The following is an 18,973-nucleotide window of genomic DNA, read 5'->3' as shown; positions in this document are numbered from 1 at the left end:
GCGTTCGCGGCGCGGGAGACCTCGTCCTTCAGCTCGGTGTAGGTGATCGAGCGGCTGTCGCCGGGCTCGCCCTCGAAGTGGATCGCGACCCGGTCCCCGTGCCCGGCCTCCACGTGCCGGTCCACGCAGTTGTACGCGATGTTCAGCTCGCCGTCCTTGAACCACTTCGCGAACGGCGGGTTCGACCAGTCCAACGTCTGAGACGGTTCCTTGGCCCAGGTCAGCCGACGGGCCTGCTCGGCCCAGAAGCCGAGCCTGTCAGCCTTGGCCTGTTCATACGCCTCCGCCGTGACGTTGGCATGCGCGGCCAGGCCGGCGGGAGGGGCGAACCGCCGCTCCTCCCTCAGCAGGTTGGCCAGGCTCTCGTTGCTCATGGGGACTCCCTAGTGGTCGGTCGGGCGGTCGGCAGGGGGCGGATCAGGCCTGGAACGGCCACGTCGGCAGGGACCGGTTCCTCCAGGTGGCGTTGGCCACCCCGGCGAACGAGCCGTACCAGGCGAGCAGTGCGGTGAGCAGGCCCGCCCAGCCGCCCGCGTGGCTCAGCTCCGTGCGCTGTGCCAGCTCTCCGGCGGTGAGCAGCGCGAAGGTCACCGACAGAGCCGCGAACACGGCGAGCAGCAGGCCGCTGATCCGGGTGGTGACGACCGTCATGTAGAGGGTGAAGATCGTCCAGGCGAGCAGGAAGAGGCCGGTCGCCTGGTAGGCGTGGTCCGTCGGCAGCTTCGGGGCGACGAACTGGACGTAGGCCGCGAAGGACAGCCAGAAGGATCCGTAGGAGGTGAACGCCAGCGCGCCGAAGGTGTTGTTCTTGCGGAACTCCCACATGCCGGCGAGGACCTGGGCGATGCCGCCGTACCACAGCGCGAGCGGCAGCACGACGGCCTCCAGCGACGCGTCCTTGATCAGTCCGGCGTTGAAGACGGAGAGCACGAAGGTGGTGAGGGCGAACGCCGCCAGACCCAGGGGGCCGGGGTCGGCGATCTGCGGGCGCGGTGCCTCGGGCGCGGCCGGGGTCTGCTCCTGGGGGGCGGCGGGCAGCTCGTCGGTGACGGGCGTCTGGGTCTGGGTCATGGCGCGGTCCTTGGGTCGGGGTGCCTGCTCGGCGCAGGGCCTGGGACGGGGTGGTGCGTCGTCCGCGGTCGCGGGCGACGGCAGAAGGTGCGGGGTGCGGTGTGGGCGGCGGGTCGGCTCGGGGTCGGGGCCGGGAGGTCGCGCACGCCCGCGGGCGGAGGCGGGGGGACGTCCGGCTGCCGCTCCCGGTCCGGGAGCGCGGCTCGGCGGCCGGGCGTTCCGTGGTGTCTCGCTCTGGCCGGTTACTGTGCGGCACCCGCGCCGCGACGGGGAGCCCCGGTACGGGACTTGTCGGTCAGTGGCGTCCGTCGCGCGACGGACGGACGGGGGTGCGGGACGAACGGTCGCCCGTCACCGCCGAGCGGCCGGCCGTGCCCGCATCCAGTGCCTCCGGCAGGTGCAGCCTGGCCAGCATCACGGAGGTCCCCGCGGGCACCCTGCGGGGCGTGGCCAGGGACACGCCCACCATGGTCAGGAACGCCGCCGGCACACTCCAGGCCGCGGGCTCGGCGAGCAGGATGCCGGCCCAGCCCGGCCCGCCCGTGCCCAGCAGCGTGAGCGTCAGCGCGGCCACCGACAGCCCGCCGCCGACCAGCATCCCGGCGACGGCTCCGACCGAGGTCAGCCGCCGCCACCAGATGCCCAGCACCAGCAGGGGGCAGAACGTGGAGGCGGCCACCGAGAAGATCAGCCCCACCTCGTGGGCCACCGACACTCCGCTCTCCGACAGCAGCAGCGCGATGGCGCAGGGGGCGAGCACGGCCAGCGCGGAGGCCCGGCGGAACCCGCGCACGTCCCCGCCGAGGAGGTCCTGCGAGAGCACGGCGGCCACCGACAGGGCCAGCCCGGAGCACGTTGACAGGAAGGCGGCGAAGGCGCCGGCGACCACCAGCGCCGTCAGCAGCTGGCCCGCGGTGCCCGGCACGAGCCGTCCGGGCAGCAGCAGTACCACGGTGTCCGCCCGGTCGGCGGCGGCCAGGCCGGGCGCGTAGAGCCGCCCCAGCCCGCCGTACACCTCGGGCAGCAGGTAGAAGGCGCCCAGCAGACCGAGGACGCCCACCGTCGTGCGGCGGGCCGCGCGGCCGTTGGGGTTGGTGTAGAAGCGCGCGATGACGTGCGGCAGGCCCATCGCCCCGAGGAAGGTGGCCACCATCAGCGAGTACACGCCGTACAGTGCCTGCCCACCACCCTGGTCCGCCGCCGGGCGGGCAGCCGGCGCGGGGGCCGCGGGCGGGCTGCCGGACGGGTGCCAGGCGCCGCGCCAGATGAGCAGCAGGACGATCGCCGGGACGGCGAGCGCGGCCAGCTTCAGCCAGAACTGGACGGCCTGGACGAGCGTGACGCTGCGCATGCCCCCGGCGATCACGCTCACCAGCACCACCGCCGTCACCAGCACCGCTCCCGACCAGGCCGGCGCTCCGAGGGCCGCGTGCAGGGCCAGTCCCGCGCCCTGCAACTGCGGCACCTGGTAAAGCCACCCGATGAGCACCACGAAGGCGGTGGCCGTCCGCCGCACCGCCGACGAGCCCAGGCGCGCCTCGGCAAAGTCGGAGACGGTGTAGGCCCCCGACCTGCGCAGCGGCGCGGCCACCAGGACGAGCAGCACCAGATAGCCGGCCGTGTATCCGATGCCGTACCAGAGCATCGTGCTCCCGTAGGCCACCAGCAGTCCGGCGATGCCCAGGTAGGAGGCTGCCGAGAGGTACTCGCCGCTGACGGCGGCCGCGTTGCGCAGCGGCGAGACGGTGCGGGAGGCGACGTAGAAGTCCGAGGTGGAACGCGACTTCAGGCCGTAACCGCCGACGGCCACCGTCAGGGCGACGACCAGCAGGACGGCGGTCAGGTTCCCCGCTGTGCTCATGAGCGGTGGACGTGCTCGACGAAGTCGCGTTCGTGCCGCTCCGCCCGGCGCACGTACCAGGCACCGGCGCTCACCAGCAGCATGTAGACCGGCAGCCCCAGGACCAGCCAGGGCAGGCCGATACCCCACAGCCGCGCCTCGGACGGCGCCCCCGGGCGCCCGAGCAGCAGCGGCAGGCAGGCCAGCGGCGTGCAGACCGCGCCGCACACCAGCAGCGCCAGCCGCAGCTGGGTGCGCATCAGCGCCTTGACGTAGACCTCGCCGAGCGGGGTCTGTTCGTGCACGTCGCGTACCGCGGCGTTCCGCTGGCCGGGGCGGGCGGCGCGGGTGCGCGGATGGGTGACGGTCACGCGCTCGGCCGGCTCACCCATCGGCGGTGCCTCTCGACCTCGGCGGCCCGGACGGGGGCAGCAGCAGTTCCCGGAGTCTGCGGCTGCTACGGCGGCTGACCGGCAGGACGGCGCCGGCCACGCGGACCGACAGCCGTCCGGAGTCGGCCAGCAGTTCCTCGATGTGGCCGGTGGCGACGAGGTGGCGGCGGTGCACCCGGACGAATCCGGCGTCCTGCCACTGGTCCTCCAGGCTGGACAGCGGCACCCGCAGCAGACAGCTGCCGGATGCGAGGTGCAGACGTACGTAGTCGCCGCACGCCTCCACGTGCCGTACCTCGGAGCGCCGGACGAACCGCGTCACACCGGACAGCTCGACGGCGATCGTCTCGTCGTCGTTCTGTGCGGGCTGCTCGGCGGGGGCAGGGGGCGCGGGGGTGGGGGACGGTTCCGCACGCCGCTCGGCGATGCGCCGGACGGTCTCGGCGAGCCGCTGGGCGCGTACGGGCTTGAGCAGGTAGTCCAGGGCCCGTACCTCGAAGGCGTGCACCGCGAAGTCGTCGTACGCGGTGACGAACACCACCGGCGGCGGAGCGGCGAAGCGGGACAGGACCCTGGCCGCCCCGAGCCCGTCCAGGCCGGGCATGCGCACGTCGAGGAAGACCGCGTCCACGGGCCTGTTCTCCTGAAGCGCGCGGTCCAGCGCCAGCAGCGCGGCGGCGCCGTCCGCCGCGGACTCCACAAGGCCGACGCCCGGATCCAGGCCGAGCAAGTAGACGAGTTCCTCCCGGGCATGGGGTTCGTCGTCGGCCACCAGGATGCTCAGCATGCGTGAGTCTGTGCATTTTCCGCACACCGGGTCAATCTCCCGACAGGTGTGGCATGCGCCACACACATGAGGGGGTGGCGCTCACTTGAGCATGCCGAGCCCCTCGCCGGGCCGTTCCCCGCTCCCCGCGGCGGCCGTGACGCCGGCCCGGTACTTGGGCACCCGGATCCGCACCTTGGTGCCCGCGCCGGGCGCGGTCTCGACCACCAGCCCGTACGCGTCCCCGTACACCTGCCGCAGCCGGGCGTCGACGTTTCCCAGCCCCACGCCGCCTCCCGACCCCACGGCCCCGGCCCCGCCGGCGGTCAGGATGCGCCGCAGCTCCTCGGGGTCCATGCCGACTCCGTCGTCCTCCACGGTGATGTGCGCCTCGGCGCCCGCGTCCCACGCGAGCACCGTGATCGTCCCCGGCCCGGTGCGGCCCTCGAAGCCGTGCCGGACGGCGTTCTCCACCAGCGGCTGCACGCACAGGAACGGCACCGCGACCGGCAGCACCTCCACGGCCGCCTGGACGTCGACACGCAGCCGGTCACCGAAGCGCGCCTGCTCCAGTACCAGGTACTGGCCGATCGAACGGAACTCCTCCGCCAGCGTGGTGAATTCGCCGTGGCGCCGGAACGAGTAACGCGTGAAGTCGGCGAAGTCCAGCAGCAGTTCGCGGGCCCGCTCCGGATCGGTGCGCACCAGCGAGGCGATCGCGGTCAGCGCGTTGCACGAGAAATGCGGGGAGATCTGCGCGCGCAGCGCCCGCAGCTCGGCCTCCACCAGGCGGGTGCGGGAACGGTGCAACTCCGCGAGTTCCAGCTGCCCGGACGTCCAGCGGGCCACCTCGCCGCTCGCGCGGACCAAGCCTGCCGACACGCCGGGGGCGTGGGCGAGCAGCGCGCCTTCCACCCGGTCCTCCACCACCAGCGGCGCCACGACGGCCTCCCTGAGCTCGCAGCGCACCTCCCCGCACCACACCCGGTCGGCCTTCAGCACGGCCGTCCCGCCGCCCGCCAGCACGTCGGCGGCCAGGTCCACCGCCGCCGCGCCGTGGTGCCTCCCGGCGCCGTCCCACGCGAGGACGCGCTCGGTGTCCGTGATGGCCAGCGCCGGGACACCCAGCAGCTCCCGCAGATGCCGCGCGGCCACACCGGCCGACGCCTCGGTCAGCCCGCCGCGCAACGCCGGCGCCGCGAGGGAGGCCCGGTGCAACGCCTCGAAGGCCGCCTGCCCGGCCCGCCCGTCGAAACCGACGTGCCGCCGCAGCCACCGCCGGTGCCGGAATACGCCCGTCATGGCGGACACGGTAACTCCCCGAAGAGCGGGGTGGACGATTCGCGCCATACACCAGAGATGTCCGCTGCCCCGTCCGACCTTCTCCGAGGACGCCTGCCGCCAGTTTCGGAGCCAGGTCCCGAAGCCCTCCAGCGCGGCCGTCCTCAGGGCTTCGCCGGTATCGGCCGAGCTCAGGCAGCGGCGGAGCGTGACCATTTGGGAGCCGAGTCCGGGATACGGCGCCCAGGCGGCTCCCGGACTCCGGTCTGCGACATCGAAGGCGTGGACATCGCCCTGCCGCTGCCCGCACGCACCCGACCTGTCCCACCGCCATGACTGTGACCCCTTCGCCTCCGCGGGCCACCGGGTCGGCGGCAGCCCGCAGCGTCGGCAGGGCGCCTGCGTCCTGCCCCTGGGGGGCGTCCATGGCATGTCTTCTCTCGCTTTTGCTGCAGACCGTATGTCGTCGACGCCGGCCGACCGGGACTCAGTGACCAGGACGTTGGAAAATCTCCGCGGCGTGCCTCACGCCGAGATCATCGTCTTCACCAAAGATGCCGACGGTCCCGGAGCGACGGGGGTTGTCTACAACACCATCGGCCTGCCAGTCGACTTCACCGACGAGGCATTCCGTGCCCTGGATCCCGCCGCCCTGGCAGCGGAGTTCCACGGAGACGCCGTGTGGATGAACGGGCCGCGCCGCGCGCTCATGGACGCCGCCACCGCGGAGCTCCGCGACGCCGGGCGAGTCACCTCCGTAGAGGGCATCGGCATGCACACCGTGGGGGAACTCGTCTCCCCCGAGGGACACCAGTACGTCATGCAAAACCTCTCCCGGCACGTCGACCCGGACCTGAACGTGGAGCAACTGCCCACGCTCGAGGAACGCCTGCAGCTTCCTGAAGGCTGGCAGTACCACGTCCGCACGCTCGACGAAGATCTGCGGGTGAGCGCACACGGCGACGCACACATCGTCTTCGACGAGTACGAGACCAACTACCAGCGCCACGCCTGATCCTGGTCCTGGCGGCCAGGCGGGAGCGGGGCGAGTGGCAGGCTCGACCACACCCGCCGACGGCCCGCCTGCTCTGGAGGAGCCGCCCAGGCCGGCGTCCCACCCCGCCCACCACTGGACGCCGGCAGGAGCGTCTCGCTCCCTGCCGTGCCAGGCCGACCACTGGCCGCTTGCGTCAATTCGCCGAGCCCGGGTGGGCCGATGTCCTGCAGGGCGTGGCGTTCACCGCGTCGGGACTTCGAGATGCAGTCACCCGCACCTGCTGGATACGCTCGCTGAGTGGCCGGGTGATGAGGGCCCAAGGCCGCGGCGCAGCAGCCACCCCACCCCGCCCAGCGGAAACGAAGACTTCCGCAGTCCAAACCTCTGCAGTGTTCATGCCTCCACGGGAGGAAGGTTGCGATGAGGTTCATCCGCATGCGTACAGCGAAGGGCACCGCAGCAGCTCTGGTCGCCATGCCGCTCGCCCTTGGAGGTCTGGGATCGCAGAGCCACGCACAGGGCCCGTCTCCCGGCCCGTCGGGGACGTTCGGTCCCGGCTGTTCTGCGCTCACCCAGAAGGCCAACACGGCCAAGGACAAGGTCGAAGAGGCTGCGGCCGCATATCCACAGCTCAGCCAGCTGGTCTCAGCCACGGTCAGAGCAAAGCTGAGCAGTACCCTCGACGGAAAGCCCGGCATCACCGTCTTCGCTCCCAACAACCAGGCCTTCAAGAGTGTCACCGTGTCGCAGCTTGCCTCGCTCCTCGGCAATCAGGGGCAGCTGAAGAAGGTGCTGACCTACCACGTCGTGGACAAGCAGATCACCCCGGCCGAACTCTCCAACGGCTCGTTCACGACGCTGGAAGGCAGCAAACTGACCACGTCGGGCTCGGGCACCGACTTCAAGGTCAACGGCAAGGCGAACATCGTCTGCGGCAACATCAAGGCCGCGAACGCCACCATCTACGTCATTGACACAGTTCTCCAGCCCCCGTCCTGACTCATGGCTCTCGTACCCGGCGCGGGGCGACCCGTGCGGACTCGGGAACGGGAGTTCCCTCGCGCAGTTTCCGGCCCGTGCCCGTGGTCTTCTCGTGCCGGCTGCCGTACCGGTCGGCGAGGGCGACGGCGCAGACACCGTGCAGCAACACGCTCAGGCCGACAGTGACCGCCACCGCTCTCGCCGGCAGCTCGACTCCCTGGACGTGTTCCTCTTCAAGGAGCAGCAGCGCGAGCACGACGGATGCCGGACCACGGGGTCCGAACCACCCGATGTATGCCACCGTGGGAAGTCGCAGCCCGCTGCCGGCGAGCGCGACGGCCACTGGCGGCATCCGGACGACGGTGAGCCTGAGAACCGCGTAGCCAACAATGCCCCAGCTCAGGTTCTCCAGCGTCGGGCCGAGCAGTACGGCTCCGAAGACCAGCAGACTGAGTGAGGCCAGGAGTTCCCCGAGGTGCTCGGTGACAGGCAGCGGTACGGTCGGGGCCTCCTGTAAAGGGCCCGGGCCCCTGTGCGGTTCGGCGGCCGGGAACCGGCGAAGTGCGAAACCGAAGGCGAAGCCGCCGATCCAGGCGGCGATGAAGGCGCCGAGATCCGCTCACGACTGGGGGCTCAGGGCCGAGCGGGCCCTGATTCTCGTACCGCCCCACCACGCCTTTGCCTGGTTTTTCGCGAGGGTTGTGGAGGGCTGCGGCGAGCGGGATGAGCGCGGTGAGGGCGGCGGACAGCAGCTGGGTGCGTGCGTCGGTGTCGGTGCGCATCAGGGCGAGCACCCCCGATCGTGTACCGGCCAGGGCCGTCCAGCTCAGCCAGGGGCGGCCGGCGTCGGCCGGTCCACGGTCCTCGGCCACTGGCCGGGTGGCCGCCTGCCCGACCTCGCCGCACTGGAGGCCGGAATGCCGCCTCGGCCGTCGGCACCCCGGCTGGAGCGTACGTGCCGCATCGGCGCCGAGCCGCGGGCGGAGCCCGGTCCGCTGATCGGGGCGGACGTCGGCCTCCTCGCGGCGACTGTGCCTGGCGCTGCGCACAAGCGCTGCTTGGTGCCGAAGGCGTCCATCGAACGGAGCCGGCTCGGTGTTCGGTCGGGCGGGCTCCGATGTTCCGTCACGTGAACACGGAACCCGCCTTCATCGAACCGGCCGGACACCGGCGCTCGTGCCGAATGACATCGCCGAGCGGGCTCGGACCGGACATCAGAGGATGTGCGTGACTGCCGGAATCCGGGAGGGCTCATGCGCTCGTCGCCGTCCCTGCGTGGACCGGTCCGTCTCGGTCGCTTGGTGGTCAAGCACCCGCAAACGATAGAAAGACTACATGAGGGAAGTTTCGGATCAATCCGGACGTGATGCGCCTGATGCGTCCATGAGGACTCACCGTCAGGAGGGAGGGGCATGGCGGTCCGGCTCGCTGCTGAGCGTGCACAGCCTCGCCGGCCAGGTCTTCCTGCTCGAGCTGGCGATCGTGGTGCTGCTCGTCGCCGCCGCCCTGGTGGCCCTCGTGGTGCAGGCACGACGCGACGTCATGGCGGACGCCCGCCACCGGACGCTCACCGCGGCGCAGACGTTCGCGAACGCCGCGGGGATCGTGCCGGCGCTGAACAGCGCGAACCCGACCGCGGTGCTGGAGCCGCGCGCGGAGGCGGCCCGGAAGGCCGCGGGCGTCGACGCCATCATCGTGTACGGACTGAACGGGATCACACTCACCCACAGCGACCCGCATCAGATCGGGAAACACATCATCGGGCCTTACGCGAAGGCGGCGACGGGCAAGCCCTTCACGAATACCTTCCAGGGGTCCCTGGGGCTCTCCGTGATCTCGGCGGTCCCCGTCAGGGGTCCTGACGGCTCGGTCGTCGCCATCGTCGCCGTGCCCGTCACGGTCGAGAAGGTGCAGCACAGGCTGAACACGCAGCTGCCGTTCCTCTTCGGCGGCGCCGCCATGGCCCTTGTCGTCGCCGCAGGCGGGTCGGGCCTGGTGAGCCGACGGTTGCGCCGGCAGACCCACGGGCTGGGGCCGACCGAGATGACCCGGATGTACGAGCACCACGACGCGGTGCTGCACGCGGTGCGGGAAGGAGTGCTGATCCTCGGCGGTGACGGCCGGCTGCTGCTGGCCAACGACGAGGCACGACGGCTCCTGGACCTGCCGGCGGACGCGGAGCGGCGAGACATCACCGATCTGGGGCTGGATGAGGACCTCGCCGGGCTGCTGGCCTCCGATCGCCCCGCCACCGACGAGGTGTACCTGGCGGCCGACCGGCTGCTCGCGGTCAGCAAACGGCTCACCGCACCTCACGGACCGGTCGGCAGCGTGGTGACGCTCCGGGACACCACCGAGCTGCGGGCCCTCTCCGGCCGGGCGGAGGTGGCGCGCGAACGGTTGAACCGGCTCTACGACGCCGGGCTGCGGATCGGCACCACGCTCGATGTGAAGCGCACAGCCGAGGAACTGGCCGAGGTGGCGGTGCCCCGGTTCGCCGACATCGTCACCGTCGAACTGCTGGACCCGATCCTGCGCGGCGAGGAGTCCTCCGGTGCGACCACCGGGATCACCGAGTTGCGCCGCAGCGCCGTCGCCGGTCTGGAGGAGGACCATCTCCTCCATCCCGTCGGCGAGCTGATCCGGTTCGTCCCGGGCCACCCCGTCTCCGTGGCGATGGCCGACGGCCGACCGGTCCTGGTCGGGGAACTGAGCGCCTCCGACGGCTGGCGGGACCAGCACCCCGAACGTGCCCGGCGGATCCTCGACCACGGCATCCACTCGATGCTCGTGGTTCCGTTGCGAGCCCGCGGCGTGGTGCTGGGAGCGGTGGACTTCTGGCGCGCGAAGGGCTCCCCGTCGTTCGAGGACGACGACGTGTCCTTCGCCGAGGAGTTGGCCGCCCGGGCGGCTGTGTGCATCGACAACGCCCGCCGCTACACCCGCGAACACGCCATGGCCGTCACCCTGCAGCACAGCCTGCTGCCACGCGCGCTGCCCGAGCAGTCCGCCCTCGACGTGGCCTACCGCTACCTGCCGGCCCAGAGCGGGGTGGGCGGGGACTGGTTCGACGTCATCCCGCTGTCCGGTACCCGGGTGGCACTGGTCGTAGGCGATGTCGTCGGCCACGGTCTGCACGCCGCGGCGACCATGGGCCGGCTGCGCACCGCTGTGCGCAACTTCGCCGGCCTGGACATGCCCGTGGAGGAGTTGCTGGGCCGACTGGACGAGCTGGTGGCGCAGATCGACGCCGAGGAGGTCGCCGCGGAGGACGGACGGGGGATGATCACCGGGGCGACCTGCCAATACGCCGTCTACGACCCCACCTCCGGGCGGCTGGCCGTCGCCACCGCCGGTCATCCGGGACCGGCGGTGGTCCGGCCCGACGGGACCGTCGACTTCCCTCAGCTGCCCGTCTCCCCGCCACTGGGACTCGGAGCCGGCCTGCCTGTCGAGACCGCCGAGCTCACCGTGCCCGAGGGTTCCCGACTGGTGCTTTACACCGACGGCCTGATCGAGGACCGCGTCCGGGACCTGGACGTCGGTCTGGAGGCCCTGCGCGATGCTCTGACAGGGCCGAGCCTCACGCCGGAGGCCACCTGCGCGGCGGTGATGGAGGCCATGCTGTCCGACCGGCCCAGGGATGACATCGCGCTGCTGGTGGCCCGCACGCACCGACTCGGACCAGAGCAGGTCGCCGAGTGGGACGTGCCCCGTGACCCGGCGGCGGTGGCCCCGGTGCGCACCGCCTGCGCCCGCCGGCTGACGGAGTGGGGGCTGGAGCAGGTCGGCTTCACCGCCGAACTCGTCCTCAGCGAGCTGATCACGAACGCCATCCGCTACGGCGCCGAGCCCATCGCCGTCCGGCTGCTGCGCACCGTGCCGATCAGCACCCCCGGCGCGGGCACCCTGATCTTCGAGGTCTCCGACGGCAGCAGCACCTCGCCCCGGCTGCGCCGGGCGAAAGTCACCGACGAAGGCGGCCGCGGACTCTTCCTGGTCGCCCGGTTCGCCGAACGCTGGGGGACCCGCTACACGCCCACCGGCAAAGTCATCTGGGCCGAACAGTCCCTCCACGGCGGCGCCACGCCGGAGGCGGAAGGACTCGACGAGGTTCTGCTCGGCCAATGGGACGACACGGCACTGTGAGGTGAGCGCGTACGTTCCGTCCCTCCACCGTCGCGCACGCCCGCGTGCCCGCATGGGTGCGGCTGCGGCCCGGGGCGTACGGAACCATCGTCCAGCCGGGTAAAGATGCTGATCGCACGCTTCCGGTCGACATTCCGCCATCGAGGCGGCCGGGTACCCTGGCCTCTATGACCACTTCGTCGGCGCAGTGGACCCATGGAAGCCGGGAGGCACAGCGGAAGGACCGCCGATCCGGGCACAGTGGTGCTGCCGGCAGCCGCCCGAGGTGACCACCTCACACCCCACGCCCGGGGAGCAGTCGTGACCACACCGTGTGCCCGAGCAGTGGTGGTCTTCGGCTGCTTCGCTCTCGTGGCACTGGGCATGAGCGCTTGCGAGAACACACCGCCCGCCACACCCGCGAAGCCGTCAGTGGCTACGTCCGCCGAGAACGTGGGCGGCATGCGCGCACTGATCTCCGCAGCGAAACAGGAGGGCACGCTCAGAGCGATCGCGCTGCCGCGTGACTGGGCCGACTACGGCGGCCTGATCGACGGCTTCGAGAAGAAGTACCGGATCAAGGTCACGGTCGAGGATCCGCTGGGCCACAGCGAGGACGAGATCGACGCCCTGAGGAAGAGCGGGAACCGGCCGACAGCACCCGACGTGATCGACGTGGGCGATACGTTCGCGCGGAACGCCGCGGCGCGGAATCTGCTCGCGCCGTACAAGGTAGCCGCTTACGATGCGATTCCCGGCAATCAGAAGGACTCGAAGGCCCGCTGGTACAACAACTACGGGGGCTACATCTCCATCGGCTGCGACGCCAACCGGGTCAAGGTCTGCCCGGCAACCTTCGCCGATCTTCTGAATCCCGATCACAAGGGCATGGTCGCGCTCGAAGGCGACCCGCCCCGGTCGGCGACCGCCTTCGACAGCGTCTACGCGGCCGCGCTGGCGAACGGCGGGTCGTTCGACAACATCCAGCCCGGTCTCGACTTCTTCGCCGAACTCAAGAGGAACGGCAACTTCAACCCCCTCAATTCCAACTCGGCAACGGTCGAGGACGGCCGGACCCCCATCAGCATCAACTGGGACTACATCAACCTCCATTACGCCGACCAGCTCCGCGACAAGGGCGTGAACTGGCAGGTTGCGATCCCCTTCGACGGCAGCTTCGCCCAGTATTTCGCGCTGGCGATCAACAAGAACGCCCCGCACCCGGCGGCTGCCCGGCTGTGGCAGGAGTACCTCTTCAGCCCAGAGGGCCAGAACCTCCGGCTGCGCGCCTTTGCCCGCCCAGTGCTCATGGACGCCATGAGGCGGGACGGCACCCTCGACAAGGCCGCCGCCGCACGACTGCCGACGGTTGAGGGAACGCCGCAGTTCCCGACGGACGCGCAACTCGAGAAGGCCAGGGAGACGGTCAACCAGGGCTGGGCGAAGGCCGTCTCCGGCTAGCTGGGACGGTCCCCGTCGCCCATCAGGTGTGCAGTGAACGGGCAGCGACACGGACCGGGCGCGTCCGATCGAGCAGGGGTGAGCCGGTCCAGCGGGTCCCCTGGACGCTGCTGCTCGTCCGATTCGTGAAGTGGACGGTGAACCGCTGTGTGCTCAGCGGCGCAGGCCGACGATGCCCCACCTGCCGCGGCGCTCTGCCGCTGTGCCCTCTCGCACCCGTCGGTGAGAAGATCGGCGAACGATTCGCTCGTCGGCACGCGAGAGGACGTCGGCTCCGTCTGTCCGGCGAACGCGGCCTGTTCGCTTCCTGGGGCGGCCTGGAACACCACACTCCTTGAAGAATGACCCCATCCCAAGGGCTGGCTGATTTGCCGACCCGGACGCGGCCATCACGCCGCTGGCCTGCGCAACGTCCAAGCCAGATCTTGGACTTGACCATGGTACGCAACATCGGTGCACTCCCACGGATAGGCTCCCTGCCTTCGTTTTTGCAGGTCAAGGGCTGTTTTCGCACCTTGCAGCGAGTCGCCGACGCCGGCCTGCGCAACGGGCTTCGCAGCAGTTGGTGACCATCGCCACGGCGCGAGCGGGACTGCGGCCCCGCCCGAGGCGCCCAACGAGGTGCAGGCCCGCATCCGTTACGGCGTGGGCCGGCTCGACACAGTTGCCGTTCAGGGCGTCGTGACCTCCGCGGTCTGCTTCTCGAACTGGGTGCGGTGCAGTTCCGCGTAGCGGCCGCCGGCCGCCAGAAGGTCCGCGTGCGTGCCCCGCTCCACGATGCGGCCGGCCTCGACGACCAGGATCACGTCCGCCGCGCGGACCGTGGAGAGGCGGTGGGCGATGACGACGGCGGTCCGGTCGGCCAGCGCCTCGGTCAGGGCCTCCTGGACGGCCGCCTCCGAGGTGTTGTCCAGATGGGCGGTGGCCTCGTCGAGGATGACGACGCGCTGGCGGGCCAGCAGCAGGCGGGCGATGGTCATGCGCTGGCGCTCGCCCCCGGAGAGGCGGTAGCCGCGTTCCCCGACCACCGTGTCCAGGCCGTCGGGCAGGGACCGTACGACGTCGTCGAGGCGGGCGCGGCCGAGCGCCTCCCACAATTCCTCGTCGGTGGCCGTCGGGCGGGCCAGCAGGAGGTTGGCGCGGACGGAGTCGTGGAAGAGGTGGCCGTCCTGGGTGACCATGCCGAGGGTGGCGCGCAGGGAGGCGGCGCTGAGGTCGCGTACGTCGGTGCCGCCGAGGCGGACGGCGCCCTCGTCGACGTCGTACAGGCGCGGGAGCAGGGCGGCGATCGTGGACTTCCCGGCGCCGGAGGAGCCGACCAGGGCGACCGTCTGGCCGGGTTCGGCGCGGAAGGAGACCCCGTGCAGGACCTCGGCGCCGCCGCGGGTGTCGAGGGTGGCGACCTCCTCCAGGGAGGCCAGGGAGACCTTGTCGGCGGCCGGGTAGCCGAAGCGGACGTCCTCGAACTCCACCGCCACCGGGCCCTCGGGCAGTTCTTCCGGGTCCGGTCGCTCCTCGATCAGCGGCTTCAGGTCGAGCACCTCGAACACCCGCTCGAAGCTGACCATCGCGCTCATCACCTCGACGCGGGCCCCGGCGAGCGCGGTGAGCGGCGCGTACAGCCGGGTCAGCAGCAGTGCCAGCGCCACGACCGCGCCCGGTTCCAGGGTGCCGCGCAGGGCGTACCAGCCGCCGAGGCCGTACACCAGGGCCAGGGCCAGGGAGGACACCAAGGTCAGCGCGGTCATGAACACCGTCTGGGCGGTCGCCGTACGGATGCCGATGTCCCGCACCCGGGCGGCGCGGGCCGCGAACTCGGCCGACTCCTCCTCCGGGCGGCCGAACAGCTTGACCAGGGTGGCGCCGGGTGCCGAGAAGCGCTCGGTCATACGGGTGCCCATCGCCGCGTTGAGCGCCGCCGCCTCCCGCTGCATGCGGGCCATCCGGCTGCCCATCCGACGGGCGGGGATCACGAACACCGGGAGCAGCACCAGCGCCAGCAGCGTGATCTGCCAGGACAGGGTGAGCATGACGGCCAGGGTGAGCAGCAGCGTGACCACATTGCTGACCACTCCCGAGAGCGTGTTGCTGAACGCCCGCTGCGCGCCGATCACGTCGTTGTTGAGACGACTGACGAGCGCTCCCGTACGAGTGCGTGTGAAGAACGCGACCGGCATGCGCTGCACATGATCGAACACAGCCGTCCGGAGGTCCAGGATGAGTCCCTCCCCGAGCGTCGCCGACAGCCGCCGGCCGAGAATGCCGAGCGCCGCCTCGGCGACCGCGATCAGCGCGATGAGCAGCGCGAGACGGACGACCCGGCCCGAGTCGCCGTGCGACACGATCGCGTCCACGACGCGTCCGGCGAGCACGGGGGTCGCGACGGCGAGCAGCGCGGTCACCACGCCGAGCAGCACGAACCATACGATGCGGCGGCGGTGCGGGCGGGCGAAGGCGGCGATGCGGCGCAGCGTGGCCCGCGCGAACGGGCGGCGCTCCTGCTGGGCGGTCATCACGCTGTGCAGCTGTGTCCAGGCTGTGGTTTCCATGCTCATGGGAGAGAACGTAAGACCTCAAGCTTCGTTGAGGTCAATGCCCGATGGACGTCCCCCCGCTCGAAGGCTCCGATGACTCTCCCCCCTCAGCCGCTTTCCGTCCGTAAGCCGCCGTCCGCGATTCGGCCACCCGCTGTTGGCGCGGCAGGGAAAACCTCTCCGGATGTGACAGCGGTACAACTTCCCCAGCTCCCCCAGGGACGGTTCCCCCGACGCGTCCCCGTCCGCCAGGTCCTGTGCCTGGTGCCGCTCCTGCTCGTCACCGTGGCCGCGGTGCGGCATCGCTCCGTGCTCGCGGAGGGTTTCGGCCAGCTGCGCGCGGCCTCCTGGCCGTGGCTGCTGGCCGCGGGCGGTGCCACCTGTCTGACCTGGGTGGCCGCCGCGATCACCCGGCAGGGCGCGGTGGTGCAGACGCTGCCGAAGCGGCGGCTGCTGGCCACGCAGTTCGCGGCGGGCGCGGCGAACCATCTGCTGCCCACCGGGCTGGGCGCGAGCGCGGTGAATCTGCGCTTCATGACGGTGTGCGGCGTTCCGCTCGCCCGCTCCTCGGCGGCGCTCGCGCTGTATCTCCTGGCGGAGAGCGTCGGCCGGTTGTCCCTGCTGGCGGCGCTGCTGATCGTCTTCCCGGACGCGCTGCGGCTCGGCACCCTGCTGCCGCACGGGACCCTGGGCCCGCTGCTCCTCGGCGCCGGTGCCCTGCTGCTGGTCGCCGCGGGCGCGCTCATGTTCGTACGACGGCTGCGCACGGCGGTGACCTCCTTCCTGCGCACCGCGCTGGGCGAGGCCCGGTCGGTGCACGCCAGGCCCGCCCGGGCGCTGGCCCTGTGGGGCGGCTCCCTGGCGTTTCCCGCGCTGCAGGCCGCCGGCCTTGCCGCGGTGGGGCAGGCCCTCGGGCTGCCGGTGCCGCCGGCCCACATGGCGCTGGCGTATCTGGCGGCGACGGTCGCGGTGGCCCTGGTGCCCACCCCGGGCGGCCTCGGTTCCGTGGAGGCGGCGCTGATCGTGGCACTGGTGGCGGCGGGCGGTCCGGCGGCGGTCGCCACCGCGGTGGTGCTCGCCTACCGGATCATCACGGTCTGGGTGCCGCTGGTACCGGGTGCCCTGACGCTGGGTGCGCTGGTGCGGCTGAAGGTCATCTGAGGCAGAGTGCTCCTTCGACCCGACGGGGCGTCCGAGGCCGGCGCCCGAGGAAGGAGCGTCACCCGTGCCCGTACGTCTGGAGCGCAAGGATCACGTCACCACGGTCGTCCTCTCCCGGCCGGAGGTCCGCAACGCCGTGGACGGCCCGACGGCGGCGGAACTCGCCGCGGCCTTCCGGGCCTTCGAGGCCGACGACAACGCCCGGGTGGCGGTCCTGTGGGGTGAGGGCGGCACGTTCTGCGCCGGCGCGGACCTGAAGGCGATGGGCACGGACCGGGGCAACCGGGTGGCCGAGGACGGCGACGGACCGATGGGCCCGACCCGGCTGCGGCTGTCCAAGCCGGTGATCGCGGCGGTCGCCGGGCACGCCGTGGCCGGAGGTCTGGAACTCGCCCTGTGGTGCGACCTCAGGGTCGCGGAGGAGGACGCGGTGTTCGGCGTGTACTGCCGCCGCTGGGGCGTCCCGCTCATCGACGGCGGCACGGTACGGCTGCCCCGGCTGATCGGCACCTCCCGGGCGATGGACATGATCCTCACCGGCCGGCCGGTACCGGCCCGGGAGGCCTACGACATCGGGCTGGCCAACCGGCTCGTCCCCACGGGCCGGGCCCGCCAGGAGGCGGAGGAGCTGGCGGAGTCCGTCGCCCGCTTCCCGCAGGCGTGCCTGCGCGGCGACCGGGCCTCGGTGCTCGACCAGGACGGGCTGGACGAGCCGGCGGCGATGCGGGGCGAACTCCGTTACGGAATGGACGTCTTGGCAAAGGCGCTGGAGGGCGCGGCACGATTCGCCGGGGGTGCGGGCCGGCACGGTTCGTTCACGGAGCTGTGAGTTGTGGGCTGCGAGTGGCCGCAGTGACGCTGGTGCCGCGAACCCGGTGTCGATGACGCCCCGTTCGGGACGGATCTCCTGGTCCTCGGTACCGGGCGGGGTGCGAACTCCCGTGCCGGATACGGCAGGATGAGCGGTCGCGCCGGTCGACGACGCCGTACGGCCCGGTGCGACCGCACATCCCGGCAACGAGCAGGTGACATCGTGACGAGACTTCACATCCGGCCGCCGGCGGCACCGTCCGCCGCAGCTTCCCGACCCGGAGGTGACCGGTGAACCGCGCGCTGACCCTGGACGATCTGATCCTCGCGGGCGTGGCCCTGGCGGCCGGTCTGCTGGCGGCCTTCCTGTCGCGCATGCTGCTGCGCTGGCTGGCCAAGCACGCCAAGCGGACCCGCTGGAGCGGCGACGACGTGATGGTGGACGCGCTGCGCACCGTCGTGCCCTGGGCGGCGATCACGGGCGGTGCGGCCGCCGCCGCGGCGGTGCTGCCGCTGACCAGAACGGTCCAGCACCACACCAACCAGTGCCTCCAGGTGCTGCTCATCTTCGCGGTGACAGTGTCGGCGGCCCGGGTGATCGCCGGCCTGGTGCAGTCGGTCACCCAGTCCCGCTCCGGCGTCGCCGGTTCGGCCACGATCTTCGTCAACATCACCCGGGTGCTGGTGATGGCGATCGGCTTCCTGGTGGTGCTGCAGACGCTGGGCATCTCCATAGCGCCCCTGCTCACCGCCCTCGGTGTCGGTGGTCTGGCGGTCGCGCTGGCTCTCCAGGACACTCTCGCCAACCTCTTCGCGGGCATCCACATCCTCGCCTCCAAGACCGTCCAGCCGGGCGACTACATCCGGCTGAGCAGCGGCGAGGAGGGGTACGTCGTCGACATCAACTGGCGTCAGACCACCGTCCGCCAGCTCTCCAACAACCTGGTGGTCGTCCCCAACGGGCAGCTCGCGAAGACGAACATGACCAACTTCACCCGGCCCGAGCAGCGGCTGACCATCCTGCTGCAGGTGGGCGTGAGCTACGACAGCGACCTCGACCAGGTCGAGCGCGTCACGACCGAGGTGATCGCCGAGACGATGACCGAGATCACCGGCGCGCTGCCGGACCATGAGCCCGCCATCCGCTTCCACACCTTCGGCGACTCCCGGATCGGCTTCACGGTGATCCTCGGCGTGGGCGAGTTCAGCGACCAGTACCGGATCAAGCACGAGTTCATCAAGCGCCTGCACCGCCGCTACCGCGAGGAGGGCATCCGCATCCCGTCCCCCACCCGGACGGTGGCGCTGCAGCAGGGCGCGGTGATGATTCCGCAGCAGCGCAACGCCGACGACATGACGTCGAGCCCGGCCGCCTTCGAGTAGCGGCCGGGAGGCTTGCGGGGTCCGTGGAGCGGTCGCCGTACGCTCGGAAACGGCATGGCGCCTCTCCCGGACCCCCGCATCCCCGCATCCCCGCATCCCCGAGGGATCCGAGCCGACCCGCGCGGAGCGCGCCCATGCGGTGGACGTGCCCTGCCGCCGGATCGAGCG

General features: G+C 71.5%; 15 protein-coding genes. 7 read left to right on the top strand and 8 right to left on the bottom strand.

The window, feature by feature from the left end; translation table 11 throughout:
* From ACZ4EG_RS21160 to ACZ4EG_RS21135, 6 genes are all read right to left on the bottom strand, one after another.
* Positions 1–374, bottom strand: a 374-nt coding sequence (locus tag ACZ4EG_RS21160; RefSeq protein WP_467791672.1) for an acetyl-coenzyme A synthetase N-terminal domain-containing protein, incomplete at its 3' end; no start/stop codon positions are given.
* Positions 375–417: 43 nt separating this feature from the next.
* Positions 418–1,071, bottom strand: a complete 654-nt coding sequence (locus ACZ4EG_RS21155) for an acetate uptake transporter (RefSeq protein ID WP_467791671.1) — start codon at positions 1,069–1,071, stop codon at positions 418–420.
* 295 nt (positions 1,072–1,366) lie between these two features.
* On the bottom strand, positions 1,367–2,932 hold the full coding sequence (locus ACZ4EG_RS21150; protein ID WP_467791670.1) for a sodium/solute symporter: 1,566 nt from the start codon (positions 2,930–2,932) through the stop codon (positions 1,367–1,369).
* Complete coding sequence (locus ACZ4EG_RS21145) at positions 2,929–3,303, bottom strand: hypothetical protein (protein WP_467791669.1); 375 nt, start codon at positions 3,301–3,303, stop codon at positions 2,929–2,931. The genes ACZ4EG_RS21150 and ACZ4EG_RS21145 overlap by 4 nt, the downstream gene beginning before the upstream one ends.
* Entirely contained in the window at positions 3,296–4,090 is a 795-nt protein-coding gene (locus ACZ4EG_RS21140; RefSeq protein ID WP_467791668.1) for a LytR/AlgR family response regulator transcription factor, read from the bottom strand. The genes ACZ4EG_RS21145 and ACZ4EG_RS21140 overlap by 8 nt, the downstream gene beginning before the upstream one ends.
* Before the next feature lie 81 nt (positions 4,091–4,171).
* Positions 4,172–5,371, bottom strand: a complete 1,200-nt coding sequence (locus ACZ4EG_RS21135; RefSeq protein WP_467791667.1) for a sensor histidine kinase — start codon at positions 5,369–5,371, stop codon at positions 4,172–4,174.
* Positions 5,372–5,870: 499 nt separating this feature from the next.
* Between ACZ4EG_RS21135 and ACZ4EG_RS21130 the strand changes: the two genes are divergently transcribed.
* Together ACZ4EG_RS21130 and ACZ4EG_RS21125 are read left to right on the top strand one after the other, a co-directional pair.
* On the top strand, positions 5,871–6,365 hold the full coding sequence (locus ACZ4EG_RS21130; protein ID WP_467791666.1) for a hypothetical protein: 495 nt from the start codon (positions 5,871–5,873) through the stop codon (positions 6,363–6,365).
* 402 nt (positions 6,366–6,767) lie between these two features.
* Entirely contained in the window at positions 6,768–7,346 is a 579-nt protein-coding gene (locus ACZ4EG_RS21125) for a fasciclin domain-containing protein (RefSeq protein WP_467791665.1), read from the top strand.
* A gap of 1 nt (position 7,347) precedes the next feature.
* On the opposite strand, the gene ACZ4EG_RS21120 is transcribed toward ACZ4EG_RS21125, so the two are convergent.
* Positions 7,348–7,917 (bottom strand): cation:proton antiporter domain-containing protein, encoded by a 570-nt coding sequence (locus ACZ4EG_RS21120; RefSeq protein WP_467791681.1) that lies wholly within the window; start codon positions 7,915–7,917, stop codon positions 7,348–7,350.
* 794 nt (positions 7,918–8,711) lie between these two features.
* On the opposite strand from ACZ4EG_RS21120, the gene ACZ4EG_RS21115 reads away from it, so the two are divergent.
* Together ACZ4EG_RS21115 and ACZ4EG_RS21110 are read left to right on the top strand one after the other, a co-directional pair.
* The gene (locus ACZ4EG_RS21115) at positions 8,712–11,477 is read left to right on the top strand and encodes a SpoIIE family protein phosphatase (protein WP_467791664.1); all 2,766 of its coding nucleotides are present in this window, start codon (positions 8,712–8,714) and stop codon (positions 11,475–11,477) included.
* A gap of 300 nt (positions 11,478–11,777) precedes the next feature.
* Positions 11,778–12,917 (top strand): ABC transporter substrate-binding protein, encoded by a 1,140-nt coding sequence (locus tag ACZ4EG_RS21110; protein ID WP_467791663.1) that lies wholly within the window; start codon positions 11,778–11,780, stop codon positions 12,915–12,917.
* A gap of 671 nt (positions 12,918–13,588) precedes the next feature.
* Here ACZ4EG_RS21110 and ACZ4EG_RS21105 read toward each other — a convergent pair.
* Positions 13,589–15,466, bottom strand: a complete 1,878-nt coding sequence (locus tag ACZ4EG_RS21105; RefSeq protein ID WP_467791680.1) for an ABC transporter ATP-binding protein — start codon at positions 15,464–15,466, stop codon at positions 13,589–13,591.
* Positions 15,467–15,637: 171 nt separating this feature from the next.
* Here ACZ4EG_RS21105 and ACZ4EG_RS21100 point away from each other — a divergent pair, with 171 nt between their 5' ends.
* The 3 genes from ACZ4EG_RS21100 to ACZ4EG_RS21090 all read left to right on the top strand — a co-directional run bounded on the left by ACZ4EG_RS21100 (position 15,638) and on the right by ACZ4EG_RS21090 (position 18,805).
* Positions 15,638–16,612 carry a lysylphosphatidylglycerol synthase transmembrane domain-containing protein gene (locus tag ACZ4EG_RS21100; protein WP_467791662.1) on the top strand — a complete coding sequence of 325 codons (975 nt, stop codon included), beginning with the start codon at positions 15,638–15,640 and terminating at the stop codon, positions 16,610–16,612.
* A 64-nt stretch (positions 16,613–16,676) separates the two neighbouring features.
* Positions 16,677–17,441 (top strand): crotonase/enoyl-CoA hydratase family protein, encoded by a 765-nt coding sequence (locus tag ACZ4EG_RS21095; protein WP_453545663.1) that lies wholly within the window; start codon positions 16,677–16,679, stop codon positions 17,439–17,441.
* 272 nt (positions 17,442–17,713) lie between these two features.
* Positions 17,714–18,805, top strand: coding sequence for a mechanosensitive ion channel family protein (locus ACZ4EG_RS21090; protein ID WP_453545661.1), 1,092 nt, complete (start codon positions 17,714–17,716; stop codon positions 18,803–18,805).
* The last annotated feature ends 168 nt before the right edge of the window (positions 18,806–18,973 follow it).

Source organism: Streptomyces sp. NPDC025638, assembly GCF_055558775.1.
The sequence above is the reverse complement of the archived record's forward strand: the minus strand, read 5'-3'. Positions and strand labels throughout refer to the sequence as shown.